The sequence below is a fragment of the Deltaproteobacteria bacterium genome (assembly GCA_016709225.1).
Taxonomy (GTDB): Bacteria; Myxococcota_A; Polyangia; order Nannocystales; family Nannocystaceae; genus Xiheibacterium; species Xiheibacterium phototrophicum.
The window spans coordinates 2381168-2399189 of the sequence record JADJEE010000012.1 but is presented as its reverse complement, the minus strand read 5'-3'; the positions used below and the strand labels follow the sequence as shown (position 1 = coordinate 2399189).

Genomic DNA, 18022 nt, shown 5'->3' with positions numbered 1-18022 from the left:
ACGATCTGCGCGCGCGTCGGCCCGGCCGACGCAAGGAACCGTGGCGCTGGACCGCCGAGCAAGGCGCGCGGACGTGCGCGTGTTGCCCCGCGACGATCGATGCCGGCACGGGCTACGATCGCGACGCGATGGATCTGCGCACACCGCCGACGCCGCTGTCGATCGTCGCGCCGGCGGGACCGCTGCGCGGGTGGATCGCCGGCTACTGGTTCGTGCGCGACCTCGAGGGGGCGCACCGAGGGCGTCCGGTGCGAACCGGGCCGGTACCCTTTGCGGTGCTGTCGATCGATCTCGGGCGTCCGAACGCCGACGAGTGCGGCCGCCCGGTGCCGACGACCTCGCTGCTCGGGCTGCAGTCGCGCGCGCGGTGCTGGTGGCCGTCCGAATGCACCGACTTCGTGATGGTGATGCTGACGCCGGTCGGGCTCGCGCGCTTGTTGCCGCACAGCGGTGCGTCGGCCGCCGCGTTGCTCGATCTCGGCGCGGTGATCGGCGACGCTGCGGCCGCGCGGCTGCGCGGGTCGATGTTGGCCGCCGGCAGCCAAGCCGAGCGCGCTGCGACCCTCGACGCGTGGTTCTTCGCGCTCGCCCAGCGCGTCGCGGCACCACCGGAGCTCGCGGCGATCACCAGGGCGCATGCGTGCCTGCGCGCGGGGGCCAAGGTCACCGACGCGGCTGCGGCCGCCGACACGCACGTGCGCCAGCTCGACCGATGGCTGCGCCGTCACCTCGGCGTCGCACCCAAGGCGCTGATGGATCTCGAGCGGCTGCACGCGAGCGTGCTCGCGGTGCAGCACGGGCGTGGTGAGTCGCTCGACGGCTACAGCGATCAAGCGCACCAGATCCGCAGCTGGCGTCGACGCCTCGCGACCACGCCGGGGGCCTACCGACGCGCCGGGCGATCCGTGCTCGTGCAGGACACGCTCGGTCTCGATGCGCCGGTGGCATTCTATCTGTAGCGCCGGCCACCGGCCGTCGCGGGCGTCCGATTCGTTCAATCGTCGGCGCGCGTGCCGTGCTCAGCTGGGGCGCACATGTCCCCGGCGATCCACCGCGAGACCCATCGACATCGCATCGACCACGGGCGCTTCGAGGCCTACGTCGCGTGGCCCGAGGGCCCGCCGCGACCCGCCGTGTTGCTGGCCCACGACTGGAGCGGACTGCACGACGGCATCCGCGAGATCGCGGATCGCCTCGCGGGTGGCGGCCACGCCGTGTTTGCGTTCGACGTCTACGGCGAGGGCGTGCGCGGCGACCCGCTGGGCGACAACCACGCGTTGATGAACCCGCTGCTCGCCGATCGCGGGTTGCTGCGCGCGCGCCTGCTCGGGGCGTTGGACGCCGCGCGCCGCCATCCCGCGATCGATGGCTCGCGCTGCGCCGCGCTGGGCTTCTGCTTCGGTGGTCTGTGCGTGCTCGACCTGGTCCGCGCGCAGCCGGCGGGCCTGCGCGGTGTCATCAGCGTGCACGGGGCCCTCGCGCCGCCGTCGCTCGGGGAGCAGCGGCCGATCGATGCGCGGGTGCTGCTGTTGCACGGCTGGGAGGATCCCGTCGCACCACCCGCCGACGTGCTCGCGATCACGGCCGAGCTGACCGCCGCCGGGGCTGACTGGGAGCTGCGTGCGTACGGGCATGCCATGCACGCCTTCACGTTCGCGAAGGCGGCCGCGCCCGAACACGGACTCGCGTTCCATCCCATCGCCGCGGCCCGTGCGTGGGCGGCGATCGACGGCTGCTTGGCGGAGCTGTTGCGGTGAACGGACGACGCGCCTTCGGCTCCGGCAAGGTGACGTCGCGGCGCCCGCCGCAGCGGCGAGCTATGCTCGCGCGCGCGGTCCATGGCGTCGTCGTCTCCAGTCCGCCACACGGTGCTCGTGGTGGTGTCGCTCGCGGTGCACGGCCTGGCGTTCGTGCTGGTGTCGCGCGTCGATGCGCCGCCGCTGCTGCCGGATCTCGTGGGCGGATCGGAGTCCTTCGCGCCGATCGAGGTGGTCCGTTGGGATCCGTCGCAGCCCGCTGGTGCGCGCCCGGCCGCACCGCCGCCCGAGGCCGAGGCCCCCGCGCCGCGCCCCACGGCCGACACACCGGGGCCCAGCGCGGCGGCGACCGGGACGACGCCCCGTGGATCGCGATCCCCTGATCGTCCTGATCGTCGTGATCGTCCTGATCGCGGCGCGCCGACGGATCCGAAGCCGAGTCCACCGGCGGCCGTGCCCGCGCCGTCCGAGGCGGCGCCGCCCTCCGATCGCGCCGGCACGCGGGCCTCGCCGCACGCGCTCGCGCTGAGCGGTCTGCGGGATCAAGCCACGGCCGGCAAGGTGACGCTGCCGAGCCCGCGGCTGTCGGGCTCGAGCGCGGCGGCGCTCGGGGCCTCGCCGGGCGCCGACGAAGGCATCGGTGGGGAGCCCGAGGGGGACCGGCGGCGCAGCGATGGCAAGCCGCGCACGCTGGCCGAAGCCGGCTTCGCGCGCGATCGTCGAGGCAACTACGCCTACCGCGAGCCCGCCGGTCACTTCACGGCCAAGCTCCTGCCCGACGGCCGCGTGCGCTTCAAGGATCACATCGTCAAGGCCGCGCCCGGTGGCCTGAAGATCCCCGATCTGTACACGCTCGTGCGCAAGGGACAAAAGCGCGAGCTGTGGTCGCGCGACAAGCAGCTCCTGCTCGAGCGCACGTTCGAGCTGCGCTTGGCGATCGCCGTGGCGCACGCCGAGGCGCAGATCGATCGTCGACTCGCGGCGCTGTACCGCGATCTCCTCGACGTGTGGGGCGCGCCCGATCGCGACGCGCGATCGCGGCGTCGCACGCTGTTCGACCGCTGGGACGACTGCGACGAGCGCATGCGTGTGGCGCTGCCGGGCTTCGAGGACGCCGAGGTGCCGCGCATCGACGAGGTCCGCAAGGGCGCGGGCACCCGCGCACGCGAGAGCATCGTCGCGTTCGTGCGCAAGCATCTCCCGGCCGGCAGCGCCGACGCCTATCCCGCCGACGAGCTCGCGGAGCTCAATCGCGGCCGCAAGAGCGAGCAGCGCTTCGCACCCTACGCCAGCGAGTGATCGGCCCCGCAGTGACGCGGGGATCGGGTAGCGTTCGCGAGGTGGCGCGGCACCGCGTGCGTGGGGGATCTTGGCTGGTCGTCGCGTGCACGGCGTGTGGCCCGTCGACGCGTGGGGACATGCGGGCGCCCTCGCAGCAGGTGGCCGTGGCCACGGACGAGCATGTCGCCGAGGGCTGCTCCGAGGCCGCGCCCGCGGCATGGATCGCCTGCCAGGACTTCGACGCCATCGACGATCCGCGGCTGCAGCTCGCGGAGTGGTTGGTGTTCGACGACGGCTTCGCGATCGAGCCCGATCCATCGCACGGCGCCGACGCAGGCAACCGCGTGCTGCGGGTGACGCGAGCCGCCCACGTCGGCTTCGGTGGCTGGGTCACGCTGCGGGTCGGTGCGGGCCCCGAGCCGGCCGGGCGCGCCGAGGCGGTCGCCGCTGCCGACCGGCGCTTCGACGAGCTATGGGTTCGCTACCGCGTGCGCACCGACGACGACTGGGGCCGCGACGCGCCCGGTGATCTCGGCGAGGTCATCGCGATGGATCCCACGCGGTGGGCGATCGCAGCCGAGATCGCGATCCGCTCCGAGGCGCCGGCGCTGCTCGAACCGCTGGGCTGGAGCTGCATCGACGCCGAGGGCCGCCTGGGCTGCGACGGTCGCAACGACTGGCGCGGCGGCCTGCAGCGGCTGTGGGCCCGCCGCGGTCGCACGCCGTGGTTCGATGCCGCCCACGTCGGGCGCTGGCGCTGCGTCGAGGCCTTCGTGCGGCTCGACCGACCCGGCCTCGACGACGGCGAAGCGCGGGTTTGGGTCGACGGTGAGCCGCAGATCGCGGTCACCGACATCCGCTTTCGCGGCAGCTGGGCAGCCGCTGGTTGGAACGCGCTGCGCTTCACGAACCATGGCGAGCCCTCCGCTCGCCGGCTGTCGTTCTTCGTGGACGACGTGGTGTTCGCGACCCAACGCATCGGCTGCTAGCTAGGGCATTGCGAAGAATCTCGTGCGCACCGGTGATCGTTTCGCCTGGCGGGGCACCACCTCGGCTGCCATGGCGCGAACGCATCTCCCACACCTCGCCTCGTTGGTCGCCGCGGTGCTGGCGGACGGCTGCTGCGGTGGGCTCGAGACCGTCGAGACCACCGTGACCACCGAGCACCAAGGGACCCTCACCGCCGCGCAGGTGCAGCAGGTTCGCGAGGCCGAGCTCGACGACGACGCGCGCTGCGAGGCGGCGTGCCACCTGCTGTTCGACGTGGACGACGATTACGGGACCTACATCACCGCGTGCAGCACCGGTGACCCCGACGAGGTCGTCGATCCATGGTCGCCGGAGAAGACCGCGGTGACGGTGAGCTGCCGCGTCGAGAGCATCGAGTCGCAGCAGGTCGAGCCGACCTGCGGCCGGCGACCGCAGGGGCACCGCGCGGCGACCGTGGCGGGCGACGGGCGTGGCCGGTGGTTCGCGCTCGCGGCCCACCTCGAGGCCGCGTCGGTGCAGGCCTTCGAGGAGCTCGCGCGGGCGCTCGCGCGACACCGGGCGCCGGTGGGGCTGCGGTCGCGCTGCGTCGCAGCGGCGCGCGACGAACGTCGGCATGCGCACGCGATGGCGCGGCTGGCCGCACGCGAGGGCGCCACGGTGCCGCGCTGCGAAGCCGGGCCGTGCCACGACGACCTGTTCGCCGTCGCGTTGCACAACGCCGTCGAGGGCTGCGTCGACGAGGCCTTCGCAGCCGTGCTCGCGGCTGCCCAGGTGCAGGCGCTCACCGATGTGCAGCTGCGTCGGGTGTTCGCGACGATCGCCGACGACGAGTGTCGGCACGGTCAGCTGGCGTTCGACGTGCACGCGTGGCTGCTCGCACGCTTGCCGTCGGATCAGCGCGCGCAGGTGGAAGCCGCGCGTGCGCAGGCGCTGGCGTCGTTGCCGACGCGCGCTGCTGCAGCCGCGGCGGCGACACCACCGGGGCTCGGGTGGCCGAGTCCGCGGCGCGCGGCCGCCATGGCGCGACGCTTCGCGGCGCTGCTCGGTGCCACACAATCACCGAAGCGCCGCACGAACCACGCCGAGATCGCCGAAGTGTGAGTCACGCCGCGACCGTCAGCCGTCTGCGTGGAGCAGACGCCGCACGCCGCCCTCGGGCAGCGTACCGCTGTTGCGTGCCACCATCTCACCGTCGCGCAGCACGACCACGGTCGGCACGCTGCGCACGCCGTACTTCACGGCGAGCTCCGGCGACGCGTCGACGTCGACCTTCACGAGCGCGACGCGATCGCCCATGGTGGCGATCACGCGCTCGAGCAGCGGGCCGAAGCTGCGGCAGGGGCCGCACCAGGTCGCCGAGAAGTAGAGCGCGGTCGTGGGTGCGGCGGCGGCGGCGGCGGGGAAGGTCGCATCGACGGTGTCGGGAAGCAGCGGGGACATGCCCGGGGAGGTCGCGGGCGCGTTCGATCTTACCGGCGTAAGATCGCGGGGGCCTGGGCACCTCACACCCACGGATGACTGCGTCCTTCGATCCCCTCGCGCTCCTGCAGCGGCTGATCCTCGTGGATCGATCCGCGCTGGCCGCGGTCGCCCGCCGCGAGGGCCTCGCCCCCGAGGACGCGGTCGACTGCGTGCAGGACGGCCTGTGCACGCTGCTGTCGATGCTGGCCCAGGGTGAGCTGGAGCTCGACGACGACGAAGCACTGCGGCCGTACCTCGCCGGCATCGTGCGCAACGCCGCGCGCAACCGTCGACGCCGGCATCATCTCGCCAAGCCCCACCTGCCGATCGATGGCGCCGAGCCCAGCGGCGACATCGACGATGCCGAGCTGTGGATCGCCCGCGCCGAGGAGCACGTGCGCGTACAGGCCTGCGTCGCGCGGCTGTGCGACACGCAACGCGCGGTCGTCACGCTGCGCCTGCTCGAAGAGCAGGGCGGTGAGGATGTCGCGGCTGCGCTCGGGCTCACCCGTGGCCACGTCGATGTCTTGCTGCACCGGGCCAAGCACGCGCTGCGGGCCTGCCTCGTCGAGCAGGCCGCCGCTGCACATGCGTGACGGTGATCTGCGTCAGCGACCGGGCCGCGGGCCCAGCAGGTCCCAGCGATTGCCGGCGATGTCGACGAAGATCGCGACCCGGCCGAAGGGCTCGTCGCGTGGTTCGCTGACGAACTCGACCCCCGCGGCGCGCATGCGGGCATGGCTGGCCTCGAAGTCGTCGACGCGCAGGAACAGGCCCACGCGGCCGGCCATCTGCTGGCCGATCGCGTCGCGCTGACGATCGCCGTCGGCGCGGGCGAGCAGCAGGCCGGTCTGACCGCCGGGCGGGCGCACCACCACCCATCGCTTGGCGCGACCGTCGTTGGTGGTCGAGGGCGAGTCTTCGACGAGATCGAAGCCGAGCGCACCGACGAAGAATCGGATCGCAGGGTCGTACTCCTCGACGATGAGCGTCACCAGGTCGAGCTGTGCCACGGCGCCGACGATAGCACCCCGGCAGCGCCGCAGCGCCGCGGCCCCGCGGCGCGGGCAGGTCTCGTCACCGCCGTTCATTGCTAAGCTCGCGCGGCGTGAAGCCCTCGCCCAACGCGCCGTGCCCGTGCGGCTCCGGTGCCAAGCTCAAGCAGTGCTGTGGCGTCTACCACCGTGGCCGTCCGGCCACGCCGCCGGCGTTGATGCGAGCACGCTACAGCGCGTATGCGACGGGTGACGCGAACTTCCTCATCGACACCACCCATCCCGAGAGTCCGCACGCCCAAGCCGATCGGCGCGCGTGGAAGCAGGAGCTGGTGGCCTACTGTCGCGCGACCGAGTTCGTGGGGCTGACCGTGCACGCGCACGAGCGCGACGACGCGGCCGGTCGCGCGAGCGTCACCTTCACCGCCGCGCTGCGTCAGGACGGTCGCGACGTCAGCTTCACCGAGCACAGCACCTTCGTGCGCGAGGGCGTGCGTTGGTACTACCTCGATGGCGAGTCGATCGACGCCGAACTCCCCTGAAGCGGCGCGCTAGCGAGCGGTGCCGGAGAACTCCGCCGGACTCTTCGCGTCGCACATCGGCAGGCCCAGCTCGTGGCACAGCGCCCGCAGTCGTGCGGTCGACTTCTCGTTGAGCCCGTAGGTATCGGTGCCCTGGACCGGCTTCATCTTCGGCAGCGAGGGCAGAGCGACCATCATCGCGCACATGAAGCACAGCGAGAGCTCTGCGACCGGTGTGCCGGCGGCGTCGTAGAACACGAAGCCGTGGTGCGGCAGGAAGCACGACGAGCCCGACCCGAACGTGCTCTTGCTCGACAGCATCGCGAGCAGCGTCTTGGTCTGCGCTTCGGTCAGCACCACGCCGGGTCCCTCGACGGTCTCGCACGGTGTGCCGTCGGCATCGAGCGGCATGCCGCATACCGAGCGCTCGTCGACATGCAGATCGAATGCGAACGCCCGCACCTCGGTGAACGCCACACCCGGGAAGGCGCCCTTGCGCGAGGCGGGGATCGGCGTGAAGCCGGGTGGCGGCGTCTCGTCGGCACGCACCGGTGTCGCCGGCGCGGCGGGCTCGACCGGCGTGGCCGGTGCGGCCGGCGTGGCCGGTTCGACGGGCGACGTCGGCGTGGCGGGCTCGACCGGCGCCGCCGGTGAGGTCGGTGTCGCGGGCTCCACCGGAGCGGCGTTCGAGCTGGGCGACGTCGGTGGTGCGCACGCCACGAGCCACGCCACCAAGCACGCCACACCCCGATGAGCGCTGCCGTTTGCCATGGCCGCGATCATACGGCGACGACCACGGGGTGTCGCCGGCACCAGCGCGATGGCCTCGCGCGCGCGGGATTTCGCGCGTCGCGTCGCGCGTGCCACACTCGCGAGGGATGTCGCTGCCCGTGCCCGTGACGGTCGTGACCGGCTTCCTCGGCGCCGGCAAGACCACGCTCGTCAACGCGTGGTTGGGCGGGTTCGCTCGCGGTGAGGTCGCGGTCATCGTCAACGAACACGGCGACATCGGCATCGATGGCGAGCTGCTCGCGGCGCGGGTGCGTACGCTCGTCGAGATCACCGGCGGGTGCATCTGCTGCAGCACGCAGGCCGAGCTCGTGCACGCACTCGACGAGCTCGCGGCCACCGCGACCCCGCCGCGTCGGATTCTGATCGAGACCTCTGGCGCGGCCTCACCCGCCGGTGTCGTCACCGCCATTGCCAGCGGCGGTCGCTCGGGCGCGTTCGTCCTCGACGGTGTGATCACCGTGGTCGATGCCACGCGCGTGAACCTGCTCGAGCGCCACGACCTCGCGGTCGAACAGGTCGGCTATGCCGACGTCGTGGTGCTCTCGCGCACCGACGCGTGCGACCACGTCGCGATTGCCGACGCCACCCGCGTGATCGCGGCGCACAACGGCGCGGCGGTGGTGGTCGCCAGCGCGCGCGGCGAGATCGCGGCCCCGGGCTCGCTCGACGCCTTGCTCGCCGCACGCGACGGCGAGCTGCCCGTCTACCGTGGGCCGGCGCCCAAGCGGATGCGCCACGTCTACGAGTCGGTCTCGCTCAGCCTCGACGGCGATGTGGACGGCGATCGCTTCGCCGAGTTCATCGAGACCGAGCTCGCGCCCTTCGCTGGTCGCATCTTCCGCACCAAGGGCATCCTCGCGGTCGCCGGCGTCGACGAGCGGATGATCCTGCAGGGCGTCGCGGACCTGGTCGAGATCACCTTCGGCGCGCCGTGGGACGCCACGCCGCGCCACGGTCGCATGGTCGTGGTCGGCTACGCCCTCGATGCCGACGCGCTGCGCCGCGGCTTCGCCGGGTGTGCCGCCCACGTCGAGGACCCGGCCGCGCCCGCGCTGGCCGACGACCCCGGCTAGCGGCCCGCCGGTGGTGCGGTTGCGCGCAGGCCTGGACAGCAGGCCCTCCCATTCGTCACCGTCGGTCACACGCCGGGATGGACACGCGCGAGCAGGCCCCGGGCATCGACACCGCAGCGACGCAGGCGATCGTACAGCAGCGGCTGTTCGATCCGAGCACGCCGCTGCAGTGCATCGGTCGCTATCGCATCGTCGCCACGCTCGGGCGTGGTGGGATGGGCAGCGTCTACGCGGCGTTCGATCCGCTGTTGGACCGGGGGGTCGCGATCAAGCTGTTGCACGCGCACGCGGCTGACCCCGAGCAGCTGCGTAGCGAGGCGCGGGCACTGGCGCAGCTGAACCACCCCAATGTCGTCGCGGTCTTCGAGGTCGGCACGCACGAGGGGCAGCTGTTCGTGGCGATGGAGCAGGTGCAGGGGCAGACGCTGCGGACATGGTTGCGCGCGGCGCATCGGCGCCCCCGCGCGGTGCTGCAGCTGCTCGTGCAGGCCGGTCGTGCGCTCGCGGCCGCGCACGCGGTCGGGATCGTGCATCGCGACTTCAAGCTCGACAACGCGATGCTCGGCGACGATGGGCGCGTGCGCGTGCTGGACTTCGGCCTCGCGCTCGCCAGCGGCGTCGATGGGTACGAATCGAACGGCAGCGCGCCGACACCGGCCGAGTCCAACGCAACTGGTGCTCGCATCGCGGGCACGCCGGGGTACATGGCGCCCGAGCTGTTCGCGGGGGCCACCGCCGATGCCCGCTCCGATCAGTACGCCTTCTGCGTGAGCGCCTGGGAGGCGCTGTGCGGCGTGCGACCCAACAGCCGCGTCACGCAGGAGCCCGATCGCGGCGAGCACCCCATGGTCGCGCAGCCCGAGCCCGCGCTGCGTCGGGTGCTCGCGCGTGGGCTCGAGGCCGACCCCACCCGTCGCTTTGCGTCGATGGATGCGCTGCTCGACGCGCTCGCCCAGCTGCGTACGCGCAGGCGCCGTCGCATGGCCCTCGGTGCGCTCGGGGTCGTGGTCGCGGTGGCGTCGATGCGGTGGGGCTGGCAGGAACTCGACGAACGACGCCGTGCGGCCGGCTGCGCCGAGGCGGGCGAGTCGATCGTCGCGGTGTGGCCGGGCGTCGACGACGGCGTGCGCACGGCGGTGCGCGAGGGCCTGCTGGCGACCGGGGCGGGCTACGCCGCCGCCACCGACGAGCGGGTCGAAGCGCGGCTCGATGCCTACGCCGCGGAACTCGCGACCGCGCGCGCGGAGGTGTGTGGTCATGCCGAGCTCGCGCGTGATTGGGATCGCGAGCTCGTCGCGCGCGCCGATGCCTGCCTCGCGAACCGCCAGCTCGTGCTCGCGGGCCTGGTGCACCGCCTGCCGACTGCCGATACCGCGATGCTACGGCTGGCGGCCGGTGCCGCGCTCTCGCTGCCCAGCGTCGCCACCTGCCTCGACGACGATGCGCTGCTACGACAGCCTGCGCAGCCTGCAGGTGCCGACGACGAGATCGCGTCGATTCGCGAACACCTCGCCAGCGCCGCCGCTACGCGGCTGACCGGCCGCATCGACGAGATGCTCGAGTCGCTCGAGTCCGCGGTCGCGCAGGCCGATCGACTCGCCTGGGTACCGCTGGTGGTCGAGAGCCGCATGCGGCTGTCGTTGCAGCTTGGCGAGGTCGGGCAGCTGCCGCGCGCCGAGGCCATGATGCTCGACGCGTACTACCGCGCCGCCGGTGCCGGCCTCGAGCAGGAGGCCGCGCATGCGGCGGCCAGCCTGCTCGCACTCATCGGCGCGCGGATGCGGCGCTTCGAGGACGGGCTCGCGTGGGCCGAGCGGGCGCAGCTGCATCGCATGCGAGCCGGCGATCAGGATTCGTATCTCCGCACGCGCCTGTTCTCGCATCTGGCGCTCTCGCTGATGGAGATGGGCGAGCTGCCGCTCGCGCACGCGTATGCCGAGCTGGCGGCGCAGAGCTCCCGCGAGACGACCATCGTCGGCAGTCCCGAGGCATCTCGCGCCGACACGTTGCTCGCGGCGATCCGATTGCAGCTGGGCGACACCACGATCGCGCTCGACATCATGCGGCGACTCGCGGACGACAGCCAAGCAGCGCTCGGTGCCGACCACCCCGACACCGCCTTCGCGATCGACAACCTCGGCACGGCGTTGGTGCAGGTGGGTCGTTACGACGAGGCCCGCGTGCTGATCGAGCGTGCGCTGTTGATCCGCGAGCGATCGTTGCCGCCCGATCACCCGGAGTTGGTGTCGTCGCTGCTGTCGCTGGGTGTCACCGAGGATGCGCGCGGGGAGCATGCGAGTGCCCGCGATCTCGATCAGCGGGCCTACGAGCTCGCGTCGCGGGTATACGGGCCCGAGCATCCGATCACGACGATGGCGCTCGGCAACCTCGCGAGCGACGAGATGTCGCTGGGCAACCTCGATGCCGCGCGCGAGGGCTATCTCCGCGTGTGTGCGCTGCGTGAGGCCGCGCTGGGGCCCAACCACCCCGACCTCGCGCGCGCGCTGTCGTACCTCGCGGCGACCGAGATCGAGCTCGCGCGTCTCGATGACGCCCGCGAGCACGCCTCGCGGGCGATCGCGATCTACGAGTCCAAGTTCGGCCCGCAGCACATCAAGCTCGCGTCGTTCTTGACGCTGCTGGGCGAGGCGCAGCTGCGCGCGGGTCAGGTGGCCGCGGCTCGCCCTGTGCTCGAGCGCGCGCTGGCGTTGCAAGCCAGCGAGCCCTTGCCGAGCGACGAGCTCGCGGCCACGCGTTGGGCCCTCGCTCGTGTGCTCTGGACGCAGCCACGCGAGCGAGCACGAGCGCTGTCGCTGGCGCGCGAAGCCCTCGCGCTCTACCGCGAGCATCCCGAGAAGACGCCGCTCGATCTGGCCGCCGTGCAGGCGTGGCTGCGCGAGCACGACGACCTGCGGTGACGCACGCGACGCGACGCGCGGTGAGGCGTCCAGGGACTCCCGCGCTACGGCAGCGGCAGGCCGCGTGTGCCGATGCCGACCCGCAGGATCCTCGCGCCGAACAGCTGCGTGACGTAGATCGAACACGGGTCGAAGCCGGCGCCGTGGCCGAACGCGAGGCTCGCCGGCGAGCCGAGGCCATCGCTCACCAGTTCGCCGGGCACGACCTCGGTCGACCCACCGTCGACCCGCCAGATCTCGCCCTTCAAGTTGGCGGCGACGTAGACCATGTTGGCCTCGTCGACCGCGATGCCGTCGGGCGTCGAGACCGGGCCGATGCGGAGGATCTCGACCCCGGTGCCGGCCACGGGCAGCCCCTGCGCGTCGACCTCGAAGCGTGTGATCGGTGGATCGTCGGCGAAGGTGGTCGCGACGTAGAGGTGGCTGCCGTCGGGGCTGTAGGCCATGCCGTTGGGTGACTCGATCATCTCGAGCGCGACGGTGACGGTGCCGTCGGCGGCGACGTGGAAGATGCGGGTGTCGAAATCGTCGGATACCAACGCGCCGCCGTCGGGCGTGAGCGTGACGAAGTTGGGGCTGTCGATGCCGGTCGCCCACTGTGTGGCGGTGCCGTCGGCGTCGACGCGATACACAGCGCCGTCGGGCTGCATGTTGACCCCGATGGACGCGACCACGAAGCCGCCCTCGGGTCGCGGCGCGAGTCCGAGGGCGTAGGGCACGTGGGCGAAGTCGACGGCGTTGCCATCGGCGTCGAGCTGCCACAGCGTGCCGTCGGTGCCCGCGATCGTGGTCGCGTAGAGCTTGCCGTCGGCACCGAACGCGAGCCCCTCACTGCCGTCGGCGAAGCCGTCGTAGAAGACCTCTTGCTCGCCGAACGCGAGGTCGGTCCAGCACGCGTCGGGATCGCCGGTGGTGCCGGTGCTGCTCGAGCCATCGGCGGCACCGGAGCTGCCGCTGGTGCCCGGGTCGGAGGTGCCGCTGTCGCTGGCGTCGCTGCCGGTCGAGGAGGTGCTGCCGTCGCCGGAGCTGGTGCCGGTGTCACCGCCCGAGGGCGAACCGCACGCGAGCACGACGAGGGACACACCGAGCGAGGCGCGACGCGGGAAGAGCATCGCGGGTGACGATACTACGCGGGGTCGTGCGTGGTCGGATCGCCGGCCACGGCGCGCAGGCGGGCGTGCAGCGCGTCGACGATCGTACGCGCCCGCTGCACGTAGGTGTGATCGGCGTGCACGCGGTCGTGGGCCGCCCGCGCGAACTCGCGTCGCCACGGCTCGTCGACGAGGGCCCGGCGCAGCTTGGCCAGCATGTCGGCGGGGTCGTCGAACAGGCACAGCTCGCGGCCGATCTCGAGCGCGTCGTGGACCCCGCCATCGGCCCAGTCGAAGTCGCCGTCGGAGCGCGCGAGCACGAAGCCGCCGCTGGCCGCGGCCTCGAGCACGCGGGGATGCAGGTTGCAGCGGGTGTTGATGTGCAGCACGACCTTGTGGCGCTGGTACATCGCGCGCAGGTCGGGCCCGGCCGCGATCTCGCCGTGGGCGTGGGCTGCGAAGCGCTCGATGCGATTCCACCCGCGGCCGTAGAGTCGCAGGGGCAGACCCGCCGCGAGGATCTCGTCGGCCACGCGGGTGCGCTCGACGTGGCGCGCGACCAGCAGGGCGTCGTAGGCAAACGTGCTCGCGAGCGGCTCCGGCACGATCACGCCGGTGCGCGCGAGCAGCCGCTCGATCACGGGTGCGAGCTCGACCAGGCCCGACGGCAGCTGTGGCATCGTCTGCAGCACGCGCTCGAGCTCGGCGTAGATGCCAGGGGCCCAGCGTGGCTCGAACGGCAGCGTCAGATGGGTCGCGTAGGCGATCGCGTCCTCGGCGGGCAGCACATCGCGGGCGTGGTAGGTGGCAGGGTCGACCGCGAACAGCAGCTTGGCGCTGTGGGGATGGCCCCGCTCGGCGTAGGCACGCGCCAGTGGAGCGCTCCACGCGAAGGTGAGGTCGAGCGCGCCGAGCTTGGCGACGAGCGCAGGATCCGACAGCGGCGGCAGCTCGTCGAGCACCCACGCGGCGACCGGGAGACCGGGCGCCAGCAGCGGGCCGTACTCGGGTCGGATGTGATCGAGCTGGATCGCGAGGTCGGCATCGAACGCCGCCAATGCATCGGCGACCGCGGGGAGGTCGTAGTTGTCGCGCGGGTCGTGCTCGATCTGCAGCTGCGCGGTGTGGCCGAGCGCGTCGAAGCCGGCCATCAGACCCGCGCCGACGTGGCGCAGTACCGTGGTGTGGATCGACGACCACAGCCACACGCGCAGCGGTGCGCCGGCGTCGAGCTTCGCGAGCGCGCGGGCGGCGGTGTCGCGGTGGTGGTCGGCGAGCGCCGCAGTCGTTCGGTGCCAACCCTCGATGCGCTCGCGATCGAGTCGCGCGAGCGCGGGATCGATGGCATCACAGCCCACGCGAATCCTCGGTACCGGTCGCAGTCGCTCGCTCGCGAAGAATCGCAGGGCCTGCGAAGTGGCGTCATCGCCCACGAACACCGCCGCGAACACGCCCGACGCGAGCACGGCGCGCAGATCGATCGCGCCCAGCAGTCGTCGCAGGACTGCGGTGTCGTCGGCGAAGCCGTAGACCTGCTGCGTCCAGCCCGGCAGGGTGGTGGTGACGCGGTTGCCCACCAGGTTCAAGACCGCGGCCCAGTCGGCGAGGCCGACCATCGCGTGCCGTCCCGCCGCGCCGACGCGCGCGGTCATCTGCGCGCGCAGTCGGGCCGGCGACTCGGGATGCGCGTGCACGCGAACGCGCTCGCGCATGCCGTCGTCGTCGATGCTCACGACCAACGGATACGGATCGCGCCGGACCCCGGCCGCGCTGGACCAGCGCCACGGCAGGGCATCGGTGCACAGGATGTCCAGACCGCTGCACGACGCGGCAGCGAGGGCCTCCGCGGCTGCCGGCCAGCGCTCGCGCAGGGCCGCGAGGTTGGCGTCGCGCTGGGCCTGCTCGGCCTGGGCCTGCACGGCCGCGTCGGCGCGTGCCTGGGCGACCAGCTCGTCGATCGCTGCGGGCGGTGCATCGGCACGCGGCAGCCATCGCGCAGCGTGCTGGGGTGCGCCGAGCTTGTCGTAGGCGATGGCGACGCGGGTTGCGATCGCGCCCGAGCGCGTGTGCGCGTAGAGCAGCAGCCACAGTCGCAGCGCCGCCACGGAGCTCTGCTCGAGCTCGAGTCGCTCGGCCCATGCGCCGAGCACCGCGTGCGCACGAGCGTCCTCCGGCGCGATCGTGTCGAGCCACGGCTCCAGACCACGCCAACCGAGCGCACGCACCAACGCGGTCGCAACGTCGTCATCGCCGGCATCGGGGTCGTCGATCCACGCGACCCGAGCGGCACGCACGCCTGCACGCAGCAGCGTCTCGAGCAGTGCGAGGCCGTCGTCGCGTTGGGTGTCGGCGTCACCGATGACCAGCGAGGTCGCGCCGACGAGCGGCAGATCGCTGGCCGTCGACGACAGCACCACGATCGCGCGCAGGTTCGGTGCGAGTCGTCGCAGGCTCACGATCGCGGCGGCGGGCTGCGGGATCGCCAGCACCACCGCGTCGAGTTCGGGCAGCGGTAGCCCGGCGTCGAGCAGTGCCTCGAGGATCCGCGCCTCGGACCAGCGCGCGTCGGCGGCGGTCGGCTCGACCGGGGTGTCGGTGGCTACGGGTGCGTTCATCGGGTCACAGGCTCGCGAGGTCGTCGAGGATTCCCTGCGCGCGGTGGCGCCAGGTGTGGGCGTCGCGGATGCGCGCGGCCGCGGCGTCGCGCATGGCCTGCGCGCGCACGGGGTCGGCGAGGTACGGCGCGAGGGCGTCGTCGATCTCGTGCAGGTGGAACGGCACGAAGTGCACGTGCGGCTCGAAGCCGAGGTGGATCGCGTCGACATGGCTGCCGAGATCACCCTCGCGGAACGACACCAGCGCGCCGGTGCTCATCGCATCCATCGATCGAAAGTGCACGCCGGTGCCCTCGTGCAGCACGATCTCCGTGCCGGTGTAGACCTCGGACATCTGCGCCGGCGTGGCGAGCCAGCCGTGGTAGTGCGGCGCGAAGCGAGGCCACCGCGACCAGTTGGGCGTGCCCCAGATTCCGAGCCACCGTGCGAGCGCGTCGCCCTGCAGGCCGCGCCGCGATGCCATCGCGAGCGCCGCGTCGGCCAGCTCGGTGCGGTTGAGGTGCCGCACCACGCGGCACGTGATGTCGTAGGCGAGCGCGTCGTCGATCACCAAGGGGTGGCCGCCGATCGCATAGCAGGCCCCGTCGATGCGACGTAGGAAGTCCTCGACGCCGAGCAGCGCTTGGTGCGGATCGTCGGGTCGCAGCAGCCGCTCGATCGCCGGCAGCAGACTGCCGAAGTCGCACACGCCAGCCCCGCCGGTGACGTCGCGCGCGAGCTCCTCCGGGGTCCACGGATTCGGGATGTGGCCGAGGAACGCCAGGCGTTGGTTCGAGGTGTGGGCGCGTTGCGGGTAGTCCTGCGGGCACGCGCCGGGGCCGAGCCAACGATGCGGCGCGTCGAGCGTGAAGTGGGGCAGCCACGCGTCGCTGAAGAGATACGTGTACGCCGAGCCCGCGAAGTCATCGACCGCGCGACCGCCGAGGTCGACGACCCACGTCAGGTGCACGACGTCGTCGGGCACGAACTCCGCCATCGCGCGCGAGCGGTTCATCTCGAGCAACACGTCGGGGCGCACGCTGGCGCAGAAGTCCCGCATGTCGTCCGCGGCGAGCAGACGCAGCACGCTGGTGGCCTCGAGGCCGCACGCCTCGAAGCCGCGGCACATCTGCGCAGCGAGGGCGCGGTAGAAGTCATTGTCGCGGGGCAGCGCGATCGCGATGCGTTGCGGTCGACGAGCGGTCATGGTGGTGTTTCGGCGGCGACGGGTCCGCAGGCGGTGAGCAGCTCGACCAGCGCGGGGACGAAGCGCTCGATGTGGAACTCGGACTGCGCGGCCCGGACTGCGCGCTGCAGTGCCGGGTAGTCGACGACGTCGAGGCGCTCGCGCAACCGATCGTGATCGCGCGCCTCGACGACCAGGCCGATGCCGTGGTGCTCGACCAGCTCGGCCATGTACGCCAGCTCCGGACTCACCAACACCGGCAGGCCGGCGGCGACGTAGGTGAACAGCTTGCTCGCGAGCGCCGTACGCAGGTGCGCACGACCGACCGCGAGCTCGCGCGGGAACGGATACAGCAGCAGGCCGTAGTCGTGGGCCCCGTGCAGTGCGCCGACCAGCTCACCGATCGAGCGGTGTCGATGCAGCGCGAAGGCCCGATCGCGGCGCGCGAGCGCCTCGTAGTCGACGAGTGCATCGGCGGCCGGTGCGACCCCGGGGTACGCGCTCACGTAGAGGCCCTGACGGGTCCAGCGCTGGAACAGCGATGCGAGCTGCAGGTCGCCGAACGCCCGCACCGGTGCGTGCTGCGACTTGATCTGTCCCACGTGTACGATCCGCCACGGGCCGGGCTCGCGGCGCAGCGGCGGCCGCGACCACGCGCGCGGCGGGCACGGCATGATCCGACACTCGCGCGCCGCGGCGCCGGTGGGCCACGGCGGCTGCTCGCGCCCACCGTGCTTGTGCACGACGGCATACGCGTGGTCACGCACCCACGCCTCGGCGCCACGCATCAGCGCGAGCTCGGCGTGGGTGAACACGCCGTCGTCGACGAAGTCCTGCGCGCGTGCGGCCGGCGCGAACTGATCCATCCAGTCCCAGATCTCCTGCACCAGCCGCAGTCGCGGTGCGACCGCGGCGACCAGCTGCCCGAGCCACACCCAGCGGGCATGGGCCTGCAGATAGATCGCGGTGCCGTCGGGCAGTGACCGCAGCAGCGCCGCCAGCCGCGAGAGCGAACCACCGCAGCACTCGGTGTGGTCGAAGCCCTCGCCGTGTGCGTCGCCCTGCAGATAGATCGCCAGCGTCGTGTGCCCGCGCTCGCGCAGCGCCGGCGCCAGGAACTCGAGGCTGGGGAAGTTGCCGTGGTGGACGGCGACGAAGACGATCGTGCGTGCGTCGATGCGGGCCTGCACGCGTGCCACGGCGTCTTCGTCGTGGCCGTCGGTCCAGCGCGTGCGCAACAGCTCGCGCACGTAGGCGGCGCAGGCAGGGTCCTGCAGCACCGGCAGTGCGAGCGCGTCGGGATCGAGAGCCGGCGGCATCCTCTCGCATTCATCTGCGATGATCGCCGCGGGTGTGCGTGGCC

General features: G+C 72.5%; 16 protein-coding genes. 9 read left to right on the top strand and 7 right to left on the bottom strand.

Annotated elements, in window-relative coordinates; translation table 11 throughout:
- Positions 1 to 128 precede the first annotated feature (128 nt).
- From IPH07_34955 to IPH07_34935, 5 genes are all read left to right on the top strand, one after another.
- A complete protein-coding gene (locus IPH07_34955; protein MBK6922642.1) occupies positions 129 to 959 on the top strand; it encodes an AraC family transcriptional regulator in 831 nt (276 codons plus the stop codon).
- Positions 960 to 1034: 75 nt separating this feature from the next.
- Complete coding sequence (locus IPH07_34950; GenBank protein MBK6922641.1) at positions 1035 to 1757, top strand: dienelactone hydrolase family protein; 723 nt, start codon at positions 1035 to 1037, stop codon at positions 1755 to 1757.
- An 81-nt stretch (positions 1758 to 1838) separates the two neighbouring features.
- The gene (locus tag IPH07_34945) at positions 1839 to 3056 is read left to right on the top strand and encodes a hypothetical protein (protein MBK6922640.1); all 1218 of its coding nucleotides are present in this window, start codon (positions 1839 to 1841) and stop codon (positions 3054 to 3056) included.
- Between the two features lie 146 nt (positions 3057 to 3202).
- Positions 3203 to 4027 (top strand): hypothetical protein, encoded by an 825-nt coding sequence (locus tag IPH07_34940; protein ID MBK6922639.1) that lies wholly within the window; start codon positions 3203 to 3205, stop codon positions 4025 to 4027.
- Positions 4028 to 4097: 70 nt separating this feature from the next.
- The gene (locus tag IPH07_34935) at positions 4098 to 5129 is read left to right on the top strand and encodes a ferritin-like domain-containing protein (protein ID MBK6922638.1); all 1032 of its coding nucleotides are present in this window, start codon (positions 4098 to 4100) and stop codon (positions 5127 to 5129) included.
- A 15-nt stretch (positions 5130 to 5144) separates the two neighbouring features.
- Here IPH07_34935 and IPH07_34930 read toward each other — a convergent pair whose 3' ends face one another.
- Positions 5145 to 5468, bottom strand: coding sequence for a thioredoxin family protein (locus tag IPH07_34930; GenBank protein ID MBK6922637.1), 324 nt, complete (start codon positions 5466 to 5468; stop codon positions 5145 to 5147).
- Positions 5469 to 5542: 74 nt separating this feature from the next.
- Between IPH07_34930 and IPH07_34925 the strand changes: the two genes are divergently transcribed.
- Entirely contained in the window at positions 5543 to 6085 is a 543-nt protein-coding gene (locus IPH07_34925) for a sigma-70 family RNA polymerase sigma factor (GenBank protein ID MBK6922636.1), read from the top strand.
- 12 nt (positions 6086 to 6097) lie between these two features.
- Here the strand turns inward: IPH07_34925 and IPH07_34920 are convergent, their stop codons facing one another.
- A complete protein-coding gene (locus tag IPH07_34920; GenBank protein ID MBK6922635.1) occupies positions 6098 to 6502 on the bottom strand; it encodes a VOC family protein in 405 nt (134 codons plus the stop codon).
- A gap of 95 nt (positions 6503 to 6597) precedes the next feature.
- Between IPH07_34920 and IPH07_34915 the strand changes: the two genes are divergently transcribed.
- Complete coding sequence (locus IPH07_34915; protein ID MBK6922634.1) at positions 6598 to 7026, top strand: SEC-C domain-containing protein; 429 nt, start codon at positions 6598 to 6600, stop codon at positions 7024 to 7026.
- Between the two features lie 9 nt (positions 7027 to 7035).
- Here the strand turns inward: IPH07_34915 and IPH07_34910 are convergent, their stop codons facing one another.
- Entirely contained in the window at positions 7036 to 7776 is a 741-nt protein-coding gene (locus tag IPH07_34910; protein MBK6922633.1) for a hypothetical protein, read from the bottom strand.
- A gap of 107 nt (positions 7777 to 7883) precedes the next feature.
- Between IPH07_34910 and IPH07_34905 the strand changes: the two genes are divergently transcribed.
- A complete protein-coding gene (locus IPH07_34905; GenBank protein ID MBK6922632.1) occupies positions 7884 to 8870 on the top strand; it encodes a GTP-binding protein in 987 nt (328 codons plus the stop codon).
- 77 nt (positions 8871 to 8947) lie between these two features.
- Entirely contained in the window at positions 8948 to 11788 is a 2841-nt protein-coding gene (locus tag IPH07_34900) for a serine/threonine protein kinase (GenBank protein MBK6922631.1), read from the top strand.
- A gap of 44 nt (positions 11789 to 11832) precedes the next feature.
- Here the strand turns inward: IPH07_34900 and IPH07_34895 are convergent, their stop codons facing one another.
- Genes IPH07_34895 through IPH07_34880 form a run of 4 tightly spaced genes read right to left on the bottom strand, consistent with a single transcriptional unit; the run spans position 11833 to position 17978 of the window.
- Positions 11833 to 12900, bottom strand: coding sequence for an SMP-30/gluconolactonase/LRE family protein (locus IPH07_34895; protein ID MBK6922630.1), 1068 nt, complete (start codon positions 12898 to 12900; stop codon positions 11833 to 11835).
- Between the two features lie 14 nt (positions 12901 to 12914).
- Entirely contained in the window at positions 12915 to 15494 is a 2580-nt protein-coding gene (locus IPH07_34890) for a glycosyltransferase family 1 protein (protein MBK6922629.1), read from the bottom strand.
- Between the two features lie 4 nt (positions 15495 to 15498).
- On the bottom strand, positions 15499 to 16680 hold the full coding sequence (locus tag IPH07_34885; protein ID MBK6922628.1) for a glycosyltransferase: 1182 nt from the start codon (positions 16678 to 16680) through the stop codon (positions 15499 to 15501).
- Positions 16677 to 17978, bottom strand: a complete 1302-nt coding sequence (locus tag IPH07_34880) for a hypothetical protein (protein MBK6922627.1) — start codon at positions 17976 to 17978, stop codon at positions 16677 to 16679. Before IPH07_34880 ends, IPH07_34885 begins: the two co-directional genes overlap by 4 nt.
- Positions 17979 to 18022 lie beyond the last annotated feature (44 nt).

What these genes read in the sequence shown, in the direction of transcription:
- IPH07_34925 (MBK6922636.1), top strand. Translation starts at nt 5,543, where the DNA reads ATGACTGCGTCCTTCGATCCCCTCGCGCTCCTGCAGCGGCTGATCCTC.
- IPH07_34885 (MBK6922628.1), bottom strand. Translation starts at nt 16,680, where the DNA reads ATGACCGCTCGTCGACCGCAACGCATCGCGATCGCGCTGCCCCGCGAC.
- IPH07_34910 (MBK6922633.1), bottom strand. Translation starts at nt 7,776, where the DNA reads ATGGCAAACGGCAGCGCTCATCGGGGTGTGGCGTGCTTGGTGGCGTGG.
- IPH07_34905 (MBK6922632.1), top strand. Translation starts at nt 7,884, where the DNA reads ATGTCGCTGCCCGTGCCCGTGACGGTCGTGACCGGCTTCCTCGGCGCC.
- IPH07_34935 (MBK6922638.1), top strand. Translation starts at nt 4,098, where the DNA reads ATGGCGCGAACGCATCTCCCACACCTCGCCTCGTTGGTCGCCGCGGTG.
- IPH07_34930 (MBK6922637.1), bottom strand. Translation starts at nt 5,468, where the DNA reads ATGTCCCCGCTGCTTCCCGACACCGTCGATGCGACCTTCCCCGCCGCC.
- IPH07_34950 (MBK6922641.1), top strand. Translation starts at nt 1,035, where the DNA reads ATGTCCCCGGCGATCCACCGCGAGACCCATCGACATCGCATCGACCAC.
- IPH07_34880 (MBK6922627.1), bottom strand. Translation starts at nt 17,978, where the DNA reads ATGCCGCCGGCTCTCGATCCCGACGCGCTCGCACTGCCGGTGCTGCAG.
- IPH07_34945 (MBK6922640.1), top strand. Translation starts at nt 1,839, where the DNA reads ATGGCGTCGTCGTCTCCAGTCCGCCACACGGTGCTCGTGGTGGTGTCG.
- IPH07_34890 (MBK6922629.1), bottom strand. Translation starts at nt 15,494, where the DNA reads ATGAACGCACCCGTAGCCACCGACACCCCGGTCGAGCCGACCGCCGCC.
- IPH07_34895 (MBK6922630.1), bottom strand. Translation starts at nt 12,900, where the DNA reads ATGCTCTTCCCGCGTCGCGCCTCGCTCGGTGTGTCCCTCGTCGTGCTC.
- IPH07_34900 (MBK6922631.1), top strand. Translation starts at nt 8,948, where the DNA reads ATGGACACGCGCGAGCAGGCCCCGGGCATCGACACCGCAGCGACGCAG.
- IPH07_34955 (MBK6922642.1), top strand. Translation starts at nt 129, where the DNA reads ATGGATCTGCGCACACCGCCGACGCCGCTGTCGATCGTCGCGCCGGCG.